Below are 21,158 nucleotides of genomic sequence, written 5' to 3'. Positions count from 1 at the left end.
TAATTATTGAAGTTGATTTAAATCATAAATTCTTTTTAATTTCCCCCGCATAAATCCTAATAGAATGAACGATTTGGCCCCATCAATCAATCCTGTTCTTTATGCTCAAAATGGCTTCAAAGAACTCCATGAATTCCTAAAGAAAGAAATGCCTTCCAAGATCTTCATTCTGGTAGACAGCAATACTTATGAAGCCTGTCTTTCTCCATTTATGCAAAAGCTGCAAACCGATATTCCTACGGAAGTGATCGAGATAGAAGCAGGAGAAGAATTCAAGAACCTGGAAACCTGCGCGGGCGTCTGGAATGTCTTGTCTGAACTTGAGGCCGATAGGAAAAGCCTGATAATAAACCTTGGAGGCGGTGTGGTCACCGATCTTGGGGGGTTTGTAGCTTCCTGCTTTAAACGGGGAATAAGGTTCATCAATGTGCCTACCAGCCTGCTGGCTATGGTAGACGCTTCAGTTGGAGGTAAGACCGGCGTGGATCTGGGGAATTTGAAGAACCAGATCGGGGTTATCAACCTGCCGGAAATGGTCATTATAGATTCAGCTTTTCTAAAGACCCTTTCAGCACAGGAAATGAGGAGCGGACTTGCAGAAATTCTCAAGCACGGTCTGATTGCAGATGAGAACTACTGGAAAAAGGTTTCGAACCTGGCTGAACTTGACCTTTCAGACCTGGATGGGATCATCAAAAGTTCGGTAGATATAAAGGCCGAAATCGTTAAAAAAGATCCATACGAAAAAAACCTTAGGAAAACTCTTAATTATGGGCACACCCTGGGTCACGCCATAGAATCTTATTGTCTCACCCATTCTGAAAAGAAAAAGCTTTTACACGGTGAGGCCATCGCAATAGGCATGGTGCTAGAGACTTTTATCTCTGCGAAAATGCTAAATTTTCCGGAAGAAAAACTGGAAAGCATCAGGGATATCTTCCTTGATCTTTATGGAAAGGAGGAATTTTTTCCGGAAGATATTAGCCAGATAAAAGAGCTGATGAAGTTTGATAAAAAGAACGAAAGAGGAATCATCAACTTTGTTCTTTTAGAGGATATTGGCCAACCCGTGATAGATAAAAAGGTGCCCAACGAGCTCATAGATGAGGCATTTGTTTTTTATTTAAACAATTGAATTTTAGTGCATTAAAAAAATAAAAGAATTAGGAGTTATGTTTTGCTTGCAATTTATTTTTTTAATTATACTTGCATAAACCTTTCACACTATGAAAAGAATCATCGTAGATTATAAAAAGCTTACTCCTGAAATTTTAGGTTTGCTGGTAGACAAGTATCCTGACGGATATGATGATGACCAGGTCATCTCTTTTAAGAACGCGAAGAACGAAACCGTAGATGCAGTAGAAGTTCGTACAGAAGACACCGTATACCTGGTAAAAGTTAGTACCCGTCTGGAAAATACCATGGCGAATTTTGACGAGGATGATTATGAGGATTCAGAATACAACGATCCTATCGTGGATATTCCGGAAAAGCAGGAAGATTCAGAAGAAGACGAGGATTAAAAGCTAATCTCAACATAAAAAAAGGAACGCTGCAGCGTTCCTTTTTTGTTTCATATAAATTTATTTACCTCTAGGCATGTTGTAGATCATGTTTACCTTCTTTGATCTCTTCTATCACTTTTGCATTAAAAGCCGGTAGATCATCAGGATTTCTACTGGTTACAAGCGCTTCATCAACCACTACTTCTTTATCTACCCAAAGTGCTCCTGCATTTTCAAGGTCTTTTCTAATTGAGTTAAAAGAGGTCATGGTACGACCTTCAACTACTTCTGCACTGATCAGCGTCCAAGGAGCATGACAGATAGCTGCAACTGGTTTACTTTGCTTAAAGAAGTCGCGAACAAACTGAAGTACGGAGTCATTTCTTCTCAACTGGTCGGGGTTAATTACACCTCCGGGCAATACCAGGGCATTGTAATCTTTCGCTGATACTTCACTTAGCACCTTATCTACATCATATTCCTTACCCCAATTATCCTTGTCCCAGGATTTGATCTTTCCTTTTTCAAGGCTTACTACTTCCACTTTAAATCCTTCTTTCTCCATTGCTTCTTTTGGAGAGGCCAGCTCGCTTTCTTCAAATCCATGAGTAGCCAAAATTGCAATTCTCTTTTCCATAATAAAGTTTTAATTTTTTGATTCGATCAAATTTAAGAAGCAGAAGCAAAAAACTCTATTAAGGCCCTATTAAAAGGCGATACGGCAAAGTTAAAGCTTTATTAAGTTTGTGAATTATTGTTATCGTTTTTGGCTTTTTCATCCATATCCAGGTGAGATTTAAGTTTATCCAGGACTTTCTTCTCATCCTTAAGTTCCATTTTACGCTTTTCCAGCTTTTCCATTTCCTGGTAGATCGCCGGTTCGCCAAACCTATTTGGTACCACCTTTTCCTTATTGAACAGGGCATACTGAACGGTAAATTCTGCACCAAAGAATAAGATAAGACAGGTGAAATACACCCAAAGCAAGATGAGAACTACCGAAGATGCTCCACCGTAGACAGACCCCGGGGAACTCTGTCCAAAGTAAAAACTGATCACATATTCCCCGATTAGGAAGAGTATAGTGGTTAGGGCCGCCCCAACATAAGTTGTCTTTAGCCTGATCTTTATATCTGGAAGTAATTTAAAGATCGCCGCGAAAAGGGTGGTTATGATCAGGAATGAAAGAGCGAAATTTGCCAGGTCTATCATGAATTTGGTGATATTCGGGAAAAAGTCTTCCACCTTATGGGAAATTGAATTCATTATGGTAGAAATGACCATGGCTATTAGCAGCAAAAGTCCAAGTACAAGCACCATCCCCAGGGAGATCACCCTGTCCAGGACCAGCCTAAGAAAATTGGTCTTTTTAGCCGCCACGCTCCAGATGTTGTTCATAGCTATCTTTAACTGGAAGAAAACTCCGGTGGCACCAAAGATCAGTAGAGCCAATCCGAATATTACCGCCCAGGTAGAATCCTGTGTAAGCGCAGCATTCTCGATCATCTTCTCTACTGCTTGAGCGGTGTCTTTTCCAATGAATTCCTCGATCTGGGTGGTGAGCTTTCCCTGCACTGCTTTACGGCCATAAAAATACCCTGCAATGCTAACCACAATGATCAGCAAAGAGGGTAATGAAAATAAAGCATAATACGCTATGGTCGCGCTTTTGGCATAGGCGCCATTCTTTTCCCAGCTTAAATAGGATTTTTTTAAAAGTTTCAGGAATATTTTAATGCGATCCCACATTAAAGATATCTGCTCTTTAGAATATTCTGATGATGTTTGGCATGTCCCACCATAATATAGCCGATGGCTCTCGGAGAAGTGTTCACATCATTCATGTTGCCTTTTATTTTCAGCATATCCTCGGTAAAGCTTTTAAAAAGAAAGATACCCGACTTTCGCACGCATTCGAATTCCTCGATCAAGCCTGCACCAGTTCGGTTTTCTGAACCGGAATTAAGCACATAAAGATCATGATCAAAACCGGGCAGCGGTTTCTGTTCATTCCTGGCGAAGCATAGTGCCCTGTATTGAAATATGCGCTCGGTATCGATAATATGCTGTACCATTTCCAGGATACTCCATTTATCCGGTTGATACCTGTGATTCCACTTTTCTGAAGGAATGCTATTTAAAAATTCGACAAATTCGGAGGTGTTCTGCTCCATGGTTTGGATGAGTTCGGCATCATCCTCTATCTGGTCTATATAACCGGCATAGAATTCACCGAACTCACCTTTTCTTAAATCAGATTTCTTCATTTATGCTGAATTTCTACTTGCATTAATATTTCCGTAAAGAGATCTGGTCACTATCTTTTCATAAATCTCAAGCTGATCCTCTACCCCGGCACCTTCACGGTTCAGCTGCTGGATTTTACGCAGTGCATGTTGCTGGATGGTAAGCAGCGGAAGCACAATACGCTCCCTGGCTTCAATAGAAGCTCGTCCTGCAGGTTGGTTCTGCATTAATTTATTATAACCGGTCACCTTAAGCAGCATAGTCTTGGTACGTTCAAATTCCTCGTGAATAAGCTGCCAGAATTCTCCAAACTCCTCGTCGTTTTTCATATAGGCAGTTAAAGGAAAGAATGATTTGGTAAGGCTCATCATACTATTTTCCAGTAAGGTCCTGAAAAACTCAGAATTATCATACAACTGTTTCACCCTTTCAAAATTGCCGTCTTTCTCGAATTTTTCCATGGCCGTTCCGACTCCGAAAAATCCTGGAACATTCTGTTTTAGCTGGCTCCAGCTACCTACGAAAGGAATGGCACGAAGGTCGGAAAGGTTTAGTTCGGCCGATTTATTACGCTTGGAAGGTCGGCTTCCTATATTGGTTTTGGCGTAATACTTGAGCGTACTCATTTTCTCGAGGTAAGGAATGAACCTTGGATGTTTCTTGAAATCGGTATAGGTCTTATAACTTATCTCAGCAAGCTCGGTCATGGTCTTTCTATCCTCATCTTTCAGCTCGTTCTTACCTTTGCTGAAGATTTCATTAGAAACTCCTGAACTCAACAGCTGTTCAAGGTTATAGGTACAGGATTCCTTGGTTCCGAAATTAGAACTTATGGTCTGTCCCTGTACGGTTAATTGTATCTCCTCATTTTCTATGGTTGGTCCTAAGGAAGCATAGAATTGATGGGTTTTACCACCTCCACGAGCAGGTGGTCCACCACGCCCGTCAAAAAAGACCACTTTAATTCCGTATTCACGGGAGATCTTACTTAGGGCCTCCTTAGCCTTGAAAATACTCCAGTTAGCCATTAGATAGCCACCATCTTTGGTACCATCGCTGAATCCCAGCATGATCGTTTGCTTATTTCCTCGTCGTTCAAGGTGCTCCTTGTATACTGGATTCGTATAAAGCTTTTCCATTACATTATGGGCATCCTGAAGGTCTGGTACGGTCTCGAATAACGGAACCACATCTACGCTTGGTTTCTCCCACCCGGTCATACGAATAAAGGCAAAAGGCTGTAAAACACCCTGAACACTTCCGCAGTTACTTATTATATATCTGTTTGCTCCTGGTTCACCGCTCTTTTCCTGGATCTCCTGCATGGCATAGATCGACGAAATCGTGGCCCTGCCCATACCCTCTTCTGAAAGTTCTTCAGGATTCATTTTAGCCTGAACATTAGTTAACAGTTCTACCTGTTTATCTTCATCGAGGTCGCGGAAATCATCCGGGAGCAGATCGGTCTTTTTAATGATCTCATCCAGTACTTCCTCATGGATACTTGAATCCTGTCTTATATCCAGCGTCGCGAAGTGGTAACCAAAAAGATCAACTTTATTGATCATATCGTTCACTTCGTCCACAAACAGAGACTGGTGTTTTTCATTAAGTATCTGCTTGATATTATTTAGTTTATGCTTAAAATCTTCAAGTGGAAGTTTAATATTCCCTGAACGCGAAATTGCGGAATCATAAAGACCTTTTTCGATCTCGGCCATAAGCTCATGAACTCCCCTGAAGGTAAGTCTGCGCTTCAATTCCCTTATATCCCTGTAATAATTTAGCAGCACCGTTCTTCTTAACCTTTTGGCTACTCTCAGAGTTATATCGGTGGTCACGAATGGGTTTCCGTCACGGTCACCTCCAGGCCAGAAACCAAGATTGATCACCTGGTTACCCACGTCTTCTCCATCGAAGATATTCTGCTGTATATAATTGTGGATCTTACTGGCGCTTTGATAAAAAACATTCTCAAAGTACCAGATAAGGTTTACCGCCTCGTCATAAGGAGTCGGCTTTTCTTTTTTAAAGAAAGGTGTTTTTCCCAGTTGGGCCAGTAATTGCTTGATCTTTACAAGGTCGTTCTGCCTGATGGCATTATCCAGGTCTGTAATGATCCCAAGCACCGTTCCCGGATAAAATTGCGTTGGATGTGCCGTAAGGGTTGGTCTTACCTTGAACCTTTTCAGGTAATCCTGCAGCTCCTGTACTTTTTGCTTGGCCTCAGCCTCTTCTTTTACGCTTCTAAGCGTTCCCCTACCGTCCATATTATTAACGATGGAAAAAGAAGCATCTTCTATGGCATCAAAAAGTACTACCTGTCTTTCTATATATTGAATGAATCTGAAAAGTAGATCTATCTTATCCTGTTCGGAAGGGTTTTCACCATATTTCTCGAAAAATCGGTCTACGATCTCAGAGGGGTTTTTATTCTCTGAAAAGCCTTTTTCACAAATTTCCTGAAATAATGGTAAGAGCGCACCAGTTTTTCTGATCTCGTCGTAAGGTAGGGTTAAAAAAATACTGTTATAAACCTCATACTTAGCGAGCACATTATCATTAAATCTATCTAATCTTGGTTCTCTGTGCATAATTATGTTTTAGGATGGTCAATTGATTTAAATTTATAAAAAAACCCTTTAAACATAGAAGCTTAAAGGGTCTTTAATATAAGTTTAGGATTGTTACAAGTCTTTGAAAATAGAATGCATCAATCGCTTTTTATCATTAATACTCTCTTCCAGAGAGATCATGGTTTCTGTTCTGTAAACTCCTTCGATATCATCTAACTGGAAGATGATCTCTTTTGCATGTTGGGTATTCTTGGCACGTATCTTACAGAAAACATTGAATTTGCCTGTAGTAACATGAGCTACGGTCACAAAAGGGATCTCGTTAATTCTCTCCAGGACGAATTTCGTTTGAGAGGTATTCTTAAGGAACACACCTACATAAGCAATAAATGCATATCCCAGTTTCTTATAATCTAGCGTTAGAGAAGAACCAATGATAATACCGGCTTCTTCCATCTTCTTTACCCTAACGTGAACGGTTCCCGCAGAGATCAACAATTTCTTAGCAATATCGGTAAATGGAGTTCTGGTATTCTCGATCAGCATGTCGAGGATCTGGTGGTCTGTTTCGTCTAATTTAAACTTGGCCATTTTTCAACGTTCTTTTTTTAATGAACCTCAAAATTAATACAAAATCATTGAATTATTGATAAATATTTTGACAATTACCGATATTTAACCTCTAATTCTCTATTATTTATGACAATTTTATTAACTACAACGTTTTCGCTTATTTCAGACCCATCTGGCAATGACACCTCTAAACCTTTTGCATCGATTTCACGATGCCCGTAATTAGAAATCCTCTTTTCCCTTTTCTCTACCATGGGCAGAAATTCAATTCCTTTTTCACCCAGCACTTCCCTGAACTGAATACTGATCTCTGAATTCTCGTTCCCGATCCTGGCATTCCTAATGATTACATCATTAAAAAGCTTCTGATTTTCAGGAATATCAAAATACGACTCTTCTCCTGAAGTATCTGGCTGCAGATGTGCTATTTGATATAAACAGGATAACAGCGCCTTAAAAACATATTTCCTGGTCTCCTCCCGCTCATAATCTTCCGGGAAATGCCCTGCTTCGAACAAAACCGTTGGAATGTTCAGGTTTTGAAAAGTATCCCCGGCACAATTAATATTGAAAGCGTCGTCATACCTACCTATACGACCCTGCAGTTCATTTTGCAGATCCTCTGCCATTCCGGCTATAAGACACATGCTTTGTCTTCTGGAATCATCAATGCTTCGTTCAGGGTCTTTAGAAGGAGTTAGAAAGGATAAAGTTGCTGGCTCTGGCCTGCTTCCGGCACTAAAGATGGTACGCTGGTCATGCAGGTTAAGACAAAATTCTGGTTTAATTGCTTGATACTGCTGCATAAGGATCCTGCTTTCCGGCTGACTAAGCTGCTGCAGATCCCGGTTTAGATCTACCGAATTCGCATTTATACGCGTATAGGCTTCTGCTCCGTCAGGATTCAGTATCGGAATAATAAAAATACTGCAGCTATCCAGGATGGATGAGATCACTTTGTTGCCAGACTCATTAATGAATGTGTTCAAAAGATCAAAAACTGCCTTGGTGGTCGTAGCTTCATTTCCGTGCATTTGTGACCAGGCAAGCACCTTGATTTTTCCTTTTCCTACCCTGGTCATATAAACTGATTTCCCCTTTACCGATCTCCCTATTTCCTGAAAATCGATCTTGTCGCCAAAATAAGATTTCACTTTTTCAAGATCCTTATTGGTAACATATCTACCGGTCACTTCTTGCATTTTAATCGCTGAATAAAAGTCTTCCTGGAAGAGTTCTTTGAGCTGCATATTCTTCATGTTTACAAAACTAAACATTACATATTTTACAAATGTAAACACAAAATTTCGACAATCCCTATTACAATTGTAAACAGTCTTAATAAGCCAATGAACACGGGCCTTGGAATATATCCTACACAAAATTAAACAACTTTTAAATATTTGGTTTTTAGTGTTTTAGGTATATTAACATAAAGCTTAGGTTTATATTAAAATGAATTGTTTACATATGTAATATTGTAATCTTGTAAATATTATTTACATTTGTAAATAGGAATTCAACTTTATAAATTTCACAATGGTAAACACCGAAAAGTTCGCCAGCAGGCTCAACAAGATCCTTGATTATTACGATATTTCAGCCGCTGCTTTCGCCGATAAAATTGAAGTTGGGCGCTCCTCTATTTCTCATATTCTATCAGGCCGAAACAAACCAAGTCTGGACTTTGTAATGAAGGTGGTGAAAAATTTTCCCGAGGTAGAATTGTACTGGCTGTTGAATGGAAAGGGAAAATTTCCTGTAAATTCAAACGAAGTAAAGCAGCAAGAAATTCCGCGACCTGAAGATAAAAAACAAGCTGTTTCAAATTCAGCAAATCCTCCCTCCCAGAATATTCCGCAGCAAAACATACCTGCGATGCCTGCTGGAAAACCAGGAAAGGAAATTCAGAAGATCGTGATATTTTATAAGGACGGTAGTTTTGAAGCCTTCGAAAATTGATTATTCCGTTTAAATTGAATTATTTTGCGGTATGAACAGATTAGCCGCTTTATTTTGCCTGCTCCTGCTTTCTTCCTGTTTTAACCCTGAAAGGAATTGTCAGGACTTTAGGACCGGAACTTACGAATTCGAAAGTTTCATCAACGGCGAGCTGGTAACTTCCCGGTTCATTAGAAACGACAGTATAGAGATAGAAAAGTTCCGGGGCCAGACAGATACCTCAAGTGTACGCTGGATCAATGATTGCGAGTATATACTTAAGAATATGCATCCCGAGGGAATGGCCGAAGAAAAGCCAATACATATGAAGATCCTTAGCACTACCAAAGACGGCTACACTTTTGAATACGGCCAGGTAGGCAGCGCCAAGAAAGCCCGCGGAAAAGTAAAGAAAGTTTCTGAAGATTAGTTTTGTCGCTCCCTCAGCAGTTTGTTCTGCTCTTCCATCAGCTCATTAAGATTAGAGAGAAGTTCGATATCTTTTGGAGTGACCACCTTTTTATTCTTGGGATCCTGCGCCTTATTCCTGAACCTGTTCATGAATTTCACGACCAGGAAGACTACAAAACCTATTACCAGAAAATCAATCAGGGTCTCTATTAAAAGACCGTAGCCTATGGAAACTTCCTCGATGAAATCTGCCTCACCCTTGATTCCCGAAGATTCCTGGAGGATGATCTTACGGTCGGCGTAGTTCACCCCATTGGTAAGCATACTTAGCGGCGGCATGATGACCTGTTTCACCAGTACATCCACGACCTTATTAAAGGCGGTACCAATAATGATCCCCACCGCCATGTCTATCATATTGCCCTTTACGGCAAATTCCTTGAATTCCTTAAACAATCCCATTATTCGTCAAATAAGGATGGTTGCTCGTCTGATTTTGAATTTTTCTCAGGCGATTTAATTTTCCCTGATTTTATATCCTCCCCGGATATTTCATTGCTTTCTTCAGATGATTCTTCCTCTTCTGTTTCCTCTTCTTCCGGCTGTTCATAGGGAAGCGGGTCCAGCAGGTTTATCTGGTTCACTTTTTCTGAAGTAAGCTGGTTACCCTGAGCCTTGATACCCTTTATAGCGATGAACTCGGCCAGGTTGACCTCTTCGTTCTCGCGACGTTCCTTGCCTTTAGGCTTGGTATAAACGATCTCGGCCATGGGATAATAATCTGTAGAAACGATTTCCAGGTAAGAATCCTCGTGATCGCTGATAAAAAGCTCTTCCTTGTCTGGATGCTCTATAACGAATCGTTTTACATAATACCTTTCTTTTTCCGGCTCCCAGTAGATCGCCGAAATTGGTTTATTCTTCGACCATTTTTCCAGAACGATGATCTCATTATCAAAACGGGTAGTTAGTTCAGGTTTGATGGTTTTGGCCACGCCGTCCTGGGTGATGATCAATAACCTGTCCTCGCCTTTGAATTCACCAAGCAGCTCGCCTCTTTCGTCTACATTCAGCCTTTTTACGGTTTCATCGAACCAGATCCTTCTGGGTTTAAGAGTAGAAACTCCTTCCTCCTTAAGCTCGATTCGTTTGACCGAATACTTGGTAACTATATTTCCTTTTACATTTCGGCCTTTTATGAGCACGTCGGCAAAATCCAGGTCGAATTTCACCTTTCTTATGCTTCCTACCTGGCGTAAAAGTACGGTCACCACTTCTGCCTCTCCGTTAGGATTGGCCGAGAAGTAAAGCACTTTCGAATCCTTTTTCTCCTGGGTAAGATCATATTCACGGTCACGGGTTACCGAGGTCACGGCGAAACGCTTCACGTAGGTCTTTCCTGCTTTACCATCGCGATAGATCATATTATAGATGGTGCGCTTATCTTTTTTCTTAAAGATGGCCACATGAATGATATCCTTACCAATGAAGGTTTTGGTATCTACCTTGGTCACCATCATCTTTCCATCGGCCGTAAAACAGATCACATCATCTATATCTGAACAATCTGTTACGTATTCATCCTTCTTAAGCGAGGTTCCTACGAAACCTTCGGCCCTGTTCACGTAAAGTTTGGTATTTCTTATAACAACCTTGGTAGCTTCGATATCCTCGAATAATCTAAGCTCGGTCTTTCTTTCCCTTCCGGTACCGTAGTCCTTTTTCAGTTTTTTAAAATAATCTACGGCAAAGTCTACGATGTTGTCAAGATTATGCTTTACCTGCGCGATCTCACCTTCCAGCGCATCTATCTTTTGCTGTGCTTTATCTATATCGAATTTCGAGATCCTTTTGATTCGAATTTCAGTCAGCCTAACGATATCTTCTTCGGTAACCTTTCTTTTAAGATGTTTGGTATGCGGCTTCAGGCCTTTATCTATGGCTTCGATCACTCCTTCCCAGGTTTCCTGATCTTCGATATCACGATAGATACGGTTTTCGATAAAGATCCTTTCCAGGGACGCAAAATGCCACTGCTCTTCCAGTTCCCCGAGCTTTATCTCCAACTCCCTTTTTAATAGATGAAGCGTGTGATCTGTAGATCTTCTCAAAACTTCTGAAACTCCAAGGAAAACCGGCTTGTGATCTATGATCACACAGCCAAGAGGCGCCAGGGAATTTTCACACTGGGTGAAGGCATAAAGCGCATCAATAGTTTTATCTGGTGAAATATTATTTGGTAAATGAATAAGGATCTCAACTTCAGCAGCCGTATTATCCTCGATCTTCTTGATCTTGATCTTCCCCTTATCGTTCGCTTTTAGAATGGAATCGATAAGACTGGAAGTATTGGTGCCGTAAGGGATCTCGTTGATGACCAGCGTATTCTTGTCCCGCTGGGTGATCTTAGCTCTTATCCTTACTCTACCACCTCTTTCACCATCATTATAATTAGACACATCGGCGATACCACCCGTAGGAAAATCAGGGAAAAGTTTGAAACTTTTGCCCCTAAGGTGGTTTATAGATGCATCGATAAGTTCATTAAAATTATGCGGAAGGAACCTGGTGCTCAATCCAACGGCAATACCCTCAGCTCCCTGCGCCAGAAGCATAGGGAATTTTACCGGAAGGTTTACCGGTTCCTGTTTTCTACCATCATAAGAAAGCTGCCATTCAGTAAGTTTAGGGCTGAACAGCACCTCCAGGGCGAACTTAGAAAGTCTCGCCTCAATATAACGGGGTGCAGCGGCACGGTCACCGGTTAGGATATTACCCCAGTTTCCCTGGGTGTCTATTAAAATATCCTTCTGGCCAATCTGTACCATGGCATCACCAATACTGGCATCCCCGTGAGGATGATATTGCATGGTGTGGCCAACAATATTGGCAACCTTATTATAACGACCATCATCAAGGTCTTTCATGGAATGCATGATACGACGTTGTACGGGTTTAAAACCGTCTTCTATCGCAGGTACCGCCCGTTCCAGGATCACGTATGAAGCATAATCCAGGAACCAGTCCTTATACATCCCGGTTACCTTAATAAGTTCTTCTTTGCTCTCAAACTGCTCTTCCTGAGCTCCTTCTTGGTTTTCTTCCATTAGGCAGTAGGTTTAGGAGTGGTTTCTAAAACTTTATTCAAAGAATCTACCATTCCCTTTTTCTTTTTTCGGGTTAAAAATGTGGTATTGAAAGTATATTTTCTATAGCCTTGTTTTCTCCTGGATTTAATATAGATGGTAAGGGCAGAATAGATTCCGAAATCTACAAAATGGAATTTACCTAGTTTACGCTTAGGGAATTCTGCCTTTTTTACTCTATACTCCATGAATTTTGAAAAAAAGACTCCGTTGTTCTTAAAATTCAGGGTTTCGCCATCACTGTCGAAATCGAAGCTCTGGCCGATCTTATGAACATAAAGACCAAGTAACAGGGTCACGATATTGGGAACAAAATGGCTGAAACTTATTTCCTGTTCGCTTTCTGAAGAAGCCATGATCTCAATATTCACGAAAACATTCGTGACAAAGACCGCCACCAGTACGATGTAGATAGACGGAATTATTTTGACCTCGTTTCTATTGGTAAACCTCATATTCCAAGTTCTTCCACCAGGTCAAGTTCAACTTTCAGGTTATCGATGATGAATTCCTGGCGATCTGGAGTATTCTTGCCCATATAGAAACTCAGCATTTCTTCTATAGACTTGTCTTTGTCCAGCATCACTGGATCCAGGCGAATGTCTTCCCCTATAAAATGAACGAATTCATCTGGAGAGATCTCACCTAAACCTTTAAATCGCGTAATTTCAGGTTTCCCGGAAAGCTTTTCGATAGCTTCCTTTCTTTCCTGCTCACTGTAACAGTAGATGGTTTCCTTCTTGTTTCTAACCCTGAACAATGGTGTTTGCAGGATGTAAAGGTGGTTTTCTTTTATAAGTTCAGGGAAGAACTGAAGGAAGAAGGTGATCAATAACAACCTAATGTGCATACCATCCACATCGGCATCGGTCGCGATCACGATATTATGGTACCTTAGGTCTTCCAGGCCTTCTTCAATATTCAAAGCTGCCTGCAACAGGTTGAACTCTTCGTTCTCGTAAACGATCTTTTTGGAAAGACCGTAACTATTCAGGGGTTTTCCTTTCAAACTGAAAACCGCCTGGGTCACTACATCCCTACTCTTCGTGATAGATCCACTCGCCGAGTCTCCCTCGGTAATGAACAAGGTGGTCTCCAAACAACGTTCGTGCTTGCTATCTCCAAGGTGGACACGGCAATCCCGTAATTTCTTATTATGAAGACTGGCTTTTTTAGCCCTGTCTTTAGCCAGTTTCCTGATGCCGGAAAGGTCCTTTCGTTCCCTTTCTGCCTGAAGTATCTTTTTATGAAGACTTTCAGCCGTTTCCGGATTTTTATGCAGGTAATTATCAAGATTCCTTTTTACGAAATCATTGATATAGGTCCTTACCGTGGGCAGCTTTCCGCCCATATCCGTAGACCCGAGCTTGGTTTTCGTCTGGCTTTCAAAAACCGGCTCCATTACTTTTATACTTATGGCCGCAACAATAGATTTCCTGATGTCGCTGGCCTCATAATTCTTTCCGTAGAATTCACGAACGGTCTTTACAATGGCTTCCCTGAAGGCTGCGAGGTGAGTTCCACCCTGAGAGGTGTTCTGCCCGTTCACGAAAGAATGGTATTCCTCGCTGTACTGAGACCTGCTGTGGGTTATGGCTACCTCAATATCATCACCTCGAAGATGAACAATAGGATACAGCATATCATCCTCATGTATGCTATCGCCTAAAAGATCTTTTAAACCATTCTCTGAATAGAATTTCTCTCCATTAAAAACTATCGTCAACCCCGGGTTGAGATATACATAGTTCTTGAGCATTTTCTCGATATATTCATTTCTGAACTTGTAATTCTTGAAAATGTTCTCATCTGGGATAAAGGTGATCTTGGTACCTCTTCTTCTAGAGGTTTCGTCGAGATGCTCTTCATCTTTCAACTCTCCCTGCTCGAATTCTGCAGCATGGCTTTTTCCGTCACGGGAAGATTCCACACGGAAATAAGAAGAAAGGGCATTCACAGCTTTGGTACCAACCCCGTTAAGTCCGACGGACTTTTTAAAGGCACGGGTATCATATTTACCACCGGTATTCATTTTGGATACTACATCCACCACTTTCCCCAGGGGTATACCCCTACCATAATCACGAACGATCACGCGCTGGTTCTGAACAGAGATCTCTATGGTCTTCCCTGCGCCCATCACGAATTCGTCAATACTGTTATCTATAACTTCTTTAAGGAGGATATAGATCCCATCATCCTGACTGGACCCATCCCCGAGCTTCCCGATGTACATCCCGGGACGCATGCGAATATGTTCTTTCCAGTCTAATGACCGAATATTATCTTCGGTATATTTAGTATTCTCGCTCATAGGTAGTAATGGAGTTATGCCCTAAATATAAGGCATTAGCTAAAAAACTAAAATAGTTAAGTCCTAAAGTAATTAACAAAGATTTTAGAAGAAATGTTAATTGCTTAGAAAAATAGGAAGTTAGAAGTTTTAAAAAACCTCAACTTCAGATAATATTTAGAAAGAATCTAAGAAAAAAAGAAATCTTATACGTTAAACCTGAAGTGCATTACATCGCCATCCTTAACGATATAATCCTTCCCTTCAACGCGCATCTTCCCGGCTTCCTTTACCTTGGCTTCACTTCCGTAGCTTACATAATCGTCATAGCCAATCACCTCAGCACGAATAAATCCTTTTTCAAAATCGGTATGTATCACCCCGGCAGCCTGTGGCGCAGAAGATCCTACAGGGATGGTCCATGCTCTAACCTCTTTTTCACCGGCAGTAAAATAGGTTTGCAGGTCCAACAAGGAATAGGCTCCACGAATAAGTTTTGCAGAACCAGGCTCATCAAGACCAATATCCTGAAGGAACATCTGCCTCTCTTCAAAATCATCTAGCTCTGTAATATCTGCTTCTGTTCCCACAGCCAGAACCAGAACTTCGGCATTCTCATCCTTTACCGCTTCTCTTACTCTTTCTACATGGGCATTCCCTTCTACGGCAGCCCCTTCATCTACATTACAAACATACATTACCGGCTTATCGGTAATGAACTGCAATGGCTTTATAAATTCTTTTCGCTCATCTTCCCCTAACTCTATGGCACGAACAGATATTCCTGCTTCCAGGCCGGCTTTAACCTTAAGCAAGGCAGCTTCCTCTTTCTGGGCATCCTTGTTCCCGGTCTTGGCAGCTCTTTTAACCTTGTCTAGTTTCTTTTCGGTGGTCTCCAGGTCTTTCAGCTGAAGCTCCATATCAATGGTTTCCTTATCTCTTATAGGATCTATGGAACCGTCAACATGCACAATATTATCATTCTCAAAACATCTAAGCACATGCAGGATGGCATCGGTTTCCCTGATATTTCCAAGAAACTGATTTCCAAGCCCCTCTCCCTTGCTAGCACCTTTAACCAGCCCGGCGATATCAACTATTTCTACGGTGGCAGGGATCACTCTTTCCGGGTTTACCAGCTCTTCAAGTTTCAACAATCTCTGGTCCGGAACATTAACCACCCCAACATTAGGTTCTATCGTACAAAAAGGAAAGTTTGCACTTTGAGCTTTCGCATTGCTCAAACAGTTAAATAAGGTTGATTTACCAACATTAGGAAGTCCTACGATTCCAGCTTTCATATAATATAATTTTGATGCTTTGTTTTTGCGGCTGCAAAGATAGTCATTATCTAAGAGTATTTCATAAATACTTAAGGCCTTTAAGCTCATATTTTTAAACAAGGGAATACTTGACAGGTGTGGTATCTATATAGCCTAGATGATGGTCTAAAAAGAAATCAATCGAGCATTCCATTTGTGGTTTAACTAGGTCTTATACGGTTTTTACCTATATTGCCACAACTTATTAACTAATCCCTTACTTTTTATGAATAGATTTTTACTTTTCATTACACTATTTTCAATTCCTATATTTCTGTCTGCTCAGGAAATTAGCGGTGTGGTGACCGACAATGCCGGGACCCCACTTCCCGGAGTGAATGTTTACGAGAAAGGTACCGATAATGGTACTTCAACCGATTTTGATGGTAGGTATACCATTGAAGCTCCGGCAGATGCGACGCTGGTATTCAGCTTTGTAGGCTTCGAAGAAAAAGAAGTCCCCGTAAACGGATTAACAGAGGTAAACGTTACTCTCCAGGATGGAGTATCTTTAGGAGAAGTACAACTAGTGGGTTCGCGTAGCCCTAAACGTACTTCTACAGATACACCTGTGGCCGTTGACGTTATAGACGTTGGCGAAGTGAACACTCAAACTGGAAAGATTGAAGTTAACGAGCTTTTACAATATGCCGCTCCTTCTTTCAATGCTAACAAACAATCTGGATCTGATGGTGCAGACCATATTGACCCTGCTTCCCTTAGAGGGCTTGGGCCAGATCAAACCCTGGTGCTGGTAAACGGAAAGCGAAGACACCAGTCTTCCCTTATCAATATCTTCGGAACCAGGGGTCGTGGTAACACCGGTACCGATCTTAATGCCATTCCTGCGGCTTCCATAAAAAGGATAGAGATCCTTAGGGATGGTGCTTCTGCCCAGTATGGGTCTGATGCGATTGCCGGGGTGATCAATATCGTTCTGAAAGACGCGGTAGAAAAATTCAGTGGTAGTGTAAATTATGGTTTCTACAATACCAATGCCGAAGGAGAATTTCCGGAAGGCACTCCGAATACCGATGGTAACCGCCTGGATACAGACCGTGATGGAAATGCGATAGGCGAAGATCAGAATTTTGATGGTGGCTCTGTAAAGGTAACGTCTAACTATGGCTTCGAAATAGGTGAAGAAGGTTTCGCTAATTTTACCGTAGAATACCTGAACAAGAACAAGACCCTTCGTCCTGGTTTCGACTTCAGGAGAGGTTTTGGTGAAGCAGCTATTGAAGGGGTAAACTTCATGGGGAACCTGGCCATCCCAATTTCTGAGAATACCGAATTCTATGCTTTTGGAGGCAGGAATTACAGGGATACAGATGCCTATGCCTTTACCCGTAACAATCCAACGGCTAGGAATGTGGTAGAGGTTTATCCAAACGGTTTTACCCCGAGGATCACTTCTATCATTACCGATAATTCCGTTTCAGCAGGCTTCAGGACCACCACTGAGAACGACTGGAACATAGACCTAAGTAATACCTGGGGAAAGAATTTTTTCCACTATTTCATAAAAGGTACCATCAACGCCTCTTTAGGTGAAATTTCTCCCACAGATTTCGATGCTGGTGGACACAGCCTAAGTCAGAATGTGATCAATCTAGATTTTTCAAAGTACTACGAAGACATGCTGGAAGGAGTGAACTTCGCTTTTGGTGCAGAGTACAGGACCGAGAATTTTGAAATTTTTGCCGGGGAGGAAGCTTCATATGCCACTTACGATACAGATGGAATTCCGATCACCAATCCAGATATTCAGCAGCAGCCAATAGACCCAATTACCGGAGATCCAAGACCTGGAGGCTCGCAAGGTTTTCCTGGATACGGTCCAGATAACGAGGTAGACCGAAGCAGGTCTAATGTTTCCCTGTATGCAGATGCTGAATTTGAATTTACCGAGGCCTTTCTTCTTGCTGCAGCAGCCAGATTTGAGAACTACAGTGATTTTGGAAGTACCATAAACGGAAAACTTGCGGCTCGCTTAAAAGCCACCGATGATATTAATTTAAGAGGATCGGTAAGTACAGGTTTTAGAGCTCCTTCCCTGGCCCAGATCTATTATAACCTGAAGTTCACTAACTTCGTGGGAGGTGAAGCATTAGAATCTCTATTATCTCCTAATAACAGCCCTGTTACCGAATCATTTGGTATTGGGCCTTTACAGGAAGAGACCGCTTTAAACGCTTCGCTTGGTTTTACGGCCAACTTCGGAAAGTTCACGGCTACGGTAGATGGATATTATATCAACGTACAGGACCGTATCGTTCTTACAGGGAATTTTGACGCTCCACAGATAGATAATGTGGAAGCTGCACAGTTCTTCGCCAATGGTGCCGATACCGAAACCCTGGGTCTGGACATCGTACTTTCTAACGAATTCAACCTGGGAGATGGAAAACTAACCGCAAGCTTTATTGGGAACTTCAATGACATGGAGATCACCGATGTAAAGAACGGAAATTTGAATGAGCAGACCTTTTTTGGAGAAAGAGATAAAGCTTTCTTATTAGCCTCTGCTCCAGACAGCAAACTTACTCTTAACCTGGTTTACGATATAGAATGGTTCGATGCGGCACTTGGCCTAACCAGGTTTAGTGAGATCACGCTTTTAGATTTTCAGATGTTCGAAGATCCGGCCGATTATGGAGGACTGGCTAATCAGGTAGAAGCAGCCTCAGACATTTATGATCCTAAGATCGTAACCGACCTTAATTTAGGTTTTAAACTTAACAAATCACTAAAGCTGAATGTAGGAAGCAACAACCTCTTCAACGTTTATCCAGACCAACAGGATGACTGGACTGAAGCTGGTGGTTACTGGGATGCAGTGCAAATGGGCTTCAGTGGAGCTTATTACTACGCAAAACTAAATATCAACCTCTAGTCAGGTTTAAATAGAAAAAAAAGCGGGAAAATATTCCCGCTTTTTTTATGCCATAGTTTAATTGAACTAATCTATAAGATCTGCCGGTGGCTGGAATTTTGGATGTCCTGCCTGCCAGAAGAAAAAGGAAAAAATATTAGCGAATTTTTCAAAATTCTCTTCTTTAGTATCTCCAATTCCATGACCACTGTCAAAATCTGTTAGTAATAGAATAGGCTCATCTGAGGTATTTACCATCTGGGCCTTTGCTGCGAACTTGGCTGGCTCCCAAGCAATTACTCTTGGATCGTTCATCCCCGATGTAATGAGCATCGCCGGATACTCGGTCCCTTCCTTTAAATGGTGATAAGAATCCATTTCCAGCAATGCCTTGAATTCTTCTTCATCCTTGACCGTTCCAAACTCAGGAGCATTCACCGGTCCGTTAGGGCTTTCTTCCATTCTTACAGTATTCATTGCTCCAACCAATGGTGCAACTGCAGAAAATAGATCAGGCCTTTCGGTAACAGCTCTTCCCACCAGAATTCCGCCGGCACTGCCCCCGAAGAAAGATAGTTTTTCCGGTTTGGTATATCCCTTATCAACCAGGTATTCAGCGGTGGCTATGGCATCTTTCCAGGTATTGGGTTTGTTGGCCTTCTGACCGGCCCTGTGCCAGGCATCTCCTAGTTCACCTCCACCCCGAACATGCGGCACCACGAAAATGCCCCCGTAAAGGGTATGCACCAGCAGCAAAGGACTGAAAAATGGCCCGGTAGAAATTCCGTAGGAACCGTAACTATACATAGTGGTTGGATTAGAACCGTCGAGTTTTACATTTTTATTATGTATTATAGAAACAGGCACCTCTACCCCGTCGTGAGACTTTACCATTATCTCTTTTACCACGAGGTCTTCAAGTTCGGGATACTCGGCTTCCGAAGACATTGGCTGATCAATGAATTCGTTCGAATCTACATTATACTTATACCTTTTCCCGGGCGTGGTCCAACCGGTGATGGTCACCCAGATATCATCATGAGACGGTCCTTTAGATTCCATATAGGCAGAGCCTGCGGTCTTGGGTAATTTAATTTCCCGGGCTACATCATTGTCAAATGACTTATAAAAGAACCTGGTTTCTACCCCATTGGTTTTAACCGTATAAAAAATACCGTCTTCGGTGAGGCTGAAATCATCAATCGGGCCTAGATCAGGTTCGGCCACTGCCAGTTGCGCATTCGAAAATGCAGGATCACTTTTTGAGGCTTTCATTATCTTGAAATTAGGCGCATCCTTGAAAGTGAGATAATATATATGTGAAGAATTTGCCCTGAAATCCTTAACCTTATCCTTTGGGGCGGTTAATTGCTTCCATTCCCCAGAGAGGTCCTTATTGTTCATATATAATTTTATCGCCCTGTCTACAGTAACGATGATCCCGAAATTCAGATCCATTTCCTTGTCATACATGAGGATAGGTATCTCTTCTGGTTTGATGTTCAGTTCAGGATTATGGGCGCTGGAAAGAACTTCCTTATCTTCCGACTGGCTTGTTCCCAGTTTGTGTTCGTACACTTTCAAATTCAGCTGACGCTGCATATCTGAAATATCAGGAGAATTCAATTTTAGATAGTAAAGGGAATTTTCATCCGCCGTCCAGTACATTCCCTCCACCAGTTCGAGGGTTTCCCCCATTTGTTTTCCCGACTGGTCCAGTACCACAAGCTCCCCATTTTCAGAACCATCTGGCGCTAAGATTACACCAACCTTATTTCCCATTCTATCGGGGTTTACCGAAGAGATCGTATATGTTTTTCCCGAGTCGGCCTTGTATTTATCTGGATCCAACAACAGGCTTTCCTGGCCTTCGTAACCTTTTCTGAAGTATAACTTCCCCGTCTGGTCTTCCGGCCTGGTCTTAAGATAATAGTACAGGTCATTGCTGGTGATATTAAGGTTGTTGACCCTGGACGCGGTCCTACTATCCATTTCCTTGATCTTCTTGATCATCTCCTGCTTGCCCGGGATGGCGTCGAGGACGGCCTCGGCGTAATTCGTATTGGCCTTCATCCAGTTGATGACCTCAGGATCGTCAAGATTCTCCATATACCTGTATGGATCTTCCACTTTGATGCCGTGATAATCGTCTACCACTTTTTCTGGTTCAGCTTTTTCTGGTTTCACGATCTGCTGGCCGATGACGAAAAACGGCGCAAGCAGGAACAGAATGAATATCTGTCTTTTCATAATCTGATAGTTTTAG

Annotated in this window: 17 protein-coding genes; 5 read left to right on the top strand and 12 right to left on the bottom strand. The window is 41.8% G+C overall.

The genetic code is table 11. From position 1 onward, the window contains the following. The first annotated feature begins 64 nt into the window (after window positions 1-64). Both aroB and FLP08_RS09010 read left to right on the top strand, forming a co-directional pair. On the top strand, window positions 65-1,135 hold the full coding sequence (aroB, locus tag FLP08_RS09015; protein ID WP_156276125.1) for a 3-dehydroquinate synthase: 1,071 nt from the start codon (window positions 65-67) through the stop codon (window positions 1,133-1,135). A 91-nt stretch (window positions 1,136-1,226) separates the two neighbouring features. Further along, window positions 1,227-1,526: a hypothetical protein gene (locus FLP08_RS09010; protein ID WP_156276123.1), complete on the top strand. Its 300-nt coding sequence runs from the start codon at window positions 1,227-1,229 to the stop codon at window positions 1,524-1,526. A 70-nt stretch (window positions 1,527-1,596) separates the two neighbouring features. Here the strand turns inward: FLP08_RS09010 and FLP08_RS09005 are convergent, their stop codons facing one another. The 6 genes from FLP08_RS09005 to FLP08_RS08980 all read right to left on the bottom strand — a co-directional run bounded on the left by FLP08_RS09005 (window position 1,597) and on the right by FLP08_RS08980 (window position 8,154). Next, complete coding sequence (locus FLP08_RS09005) at window positions 1,597-2,145, bottom strand: type 1 glutamine amidotransferase domain-containing protein (protein WP_156276121.1); 549 nt, start codon at window positions 2,143-2,145, stop codon at window positions 1,597-1,599. 101 nt (window positions 2,146-2,246) lie between these two features. Beyond that, window positions 2,247-3,257 carry a YihY/virulence factor BrkB family protein gene (locus FLP08_RS09000; RefSeq protein ID WP_156276119.1) on the bottom strand — a complete coding sequence of 337 codons (1,011 nt, stop codon included), beginning with the start codon at window positions 3,255-3,257 and terminating at the stop codon, window positions 2,247-2,249. Continuing rightward, entirely contained in the window at window positions 3,257-3,775 is a 519-nt protein-coding gene (locus tag FLP08_RS08995; RefSeq protein ID WP_156276117.1) for a DinB family protein, read from the bottom strand. Before FLP08_RS08995 ends, FLP08_RS09000 begins: the two co-directional genes overlap by 1 nt. After that, window positions 3,776-6,349: a phosphoenolpyruvate carboxylase gene (locus FLP08_RS08990; RefSeq protein ID WP_156276115.1), complete on the bottom strand. Its 2,574-nt coding sequence runs from the start codon at window positions 6,347-6,349 to the stop codon at window positions 3,776-3,778. Between the two features lie 93 nt (window positions 6,350-6,442). Beyond that, window positions 6,443-6,922, bottom strand: coding sequence for an Lrp/AsnC family transcriptional regulator (locus FLP08_RS08985; RefSeq protein ID WP_156276113.1), 480 nt, complete (start codon window positions 6,920-6,922; stop codon window positions 6,443-6,445). Window positions 6,923-6,996: 74 nt separating this feature from the next. Then, on the bottom strand, window positions 6,997-8,154 hold the full coding sequence (locus FLP08_RS08980) for a M14 family zinc carboxypeptidase (RefSeq protein ID WP_238388471.1): 1,158 nt from the start codon (window positions 8,152-8,154) through the stop codon (window positions 6,997-6,999). 289 nt (window positions 8,155-8,443) lie between these two features. Between FLP08_RS08980 and FLP08_RS08975 the strand changes: the two genes are divergently transcribed. After that, the gene (locus tag FLP08_RS08975) at window positions 8,444-8,866 is read left to right on the top strand and encodes a helix-turn-helix domain-containing protein (protein ID WP_156276109.1); all 423 of its coding nucleotides are present in this window, start codon (window positions 8,444-8,446) and stop codon (window positions 8,864-8,866) included. 31 nt (window positions 8,867-8,897) lie between these two features. Further along, on the top strand, window positions 8,898-9,275 hold the full coding sequence (locus FLP08_RS08970) for a DNA topoisomerase IV (protein WP_156276107.1): 378 nt from the start codon (window positions 8,898-8,900) through the stop codon (window positions 9,273-9,275). Here FLP08_RS08970 and mscL read toward each other — a convergent pair. From mscL to ychF, 5 genes are all read right to left on the bottom strand, one after another. Further along, entirely contained in the window at window positions 9,272-9,718 is a 447-nt protein-coding gene (gene mscL / locus FLP08_RS08965) for a large conductance mechanosensitive channel protein MscL (protein ID WP_156276105.1), read from the bottom strand. The genes FLP08_RS08970 and mscL overlap by 4 nt on opposite strands. Beyond that, window positions 9,718-12,363 carry a DNA gyrase/topoisomerase IV subunit A gene (locus tag FLP08_RS08960; protein ID WP_156276103.1) on the bottom strand — a complete coding sequence of 882 codons (2,646 nt, stop codon included), beginning with the start codon at window positions 12,361-12,363 and terminating at the stop codon, window positions 9,718-9,720. Before FLP08_RS08960 ends, mscL begins: the two co-directional genes overlap by 1 nt. Further along, entirely contained in the window at window positions 12,363-12,857 is a 495-nt protein-coding gene (locus FLP08_RS08955; protein WP_156276101.1) for a hypothetical protein, read from the bottom strand. Before FLP08_RS08955 ends, FLP08_RS08960 begins: the two co-directional genes overlap by 1 nt. Beyond that, a complete protein-coding gene (locus FLP08_RS08950; protein WP_156276099.1) occupies window positions 12,854-14,716 on the bottom strand; it encodes a DNA topoisomerase IV subunit B in 1,863 nt (620 codons plus the stop codon). Before FLP08_RS08950 ends, FLP08_RS08955 begins: the two co-directional genes overlap by 4 nt. 185 nt (window positions 14,717-14,901) lie before the next feature. Further along, window positions 14,902-15,996, bottom strand: coding sequence for a redox-regulated ATPase YchF (gene ychF, locus FLP08_RS08945; RefSeq protein WP_156276097.1), 1,095 nt, complete (start codon window positions 15,994-15,996; stop codon window positions 14,902-14,904). A 247-nt stretch (window positions 15,997-16,243) separates the two neighbouring features. Here ychF and FLP08_RS08940 point away from each other — a divergent pair, with 247 nt between their 5' ends. Then, window positions 16,244-18,913, top strand: a complete 2,670-nt coding sequence (locus tag FLP08_RS08940) for a TonB-dependent receptor (RefSeq protein ID WP_156276095.1) — start codon at window positions 16,244-16,246, stop codon at window positions 18,911-18,913. A 66-nt stretch (window positions 18,914-18,979) separates the two neighbouring features. On the opposite strand, the gene FLP08_RS08935 is transcribed toward FLP08_RS08940, so the two are convergent. Continuing rightward, window positions 18,980-21,142 (bottom strand): prolyl oligopeptidase family serine peptidase, encoded by a 2,163-nt coding sequence (locus FLP08_RS08935; RefSeq protein ID WP_156276093.1) that lies wholly within the window; start codon window positions 21,140-21,142, stop codon window positions 18,980-18,982. Between the last annotated feature and the right edge of the window lie 16 nt (window positions 21,143-21,158).

The organism is Christiangramia aestuarii, assembly GCF_009735585.1.
Taxonomy (GTDB): Bacteria; Bacteroidota; Bacteroidia; order Flavobacteriales; family Flavobacteriaceae; genus Christiangramia; species Christiangramia aestuarii.
Note: the sequence above shows the minus strand (reverse complement) of the source record. Positions and strands in the feature narration are given on the sequence as shown.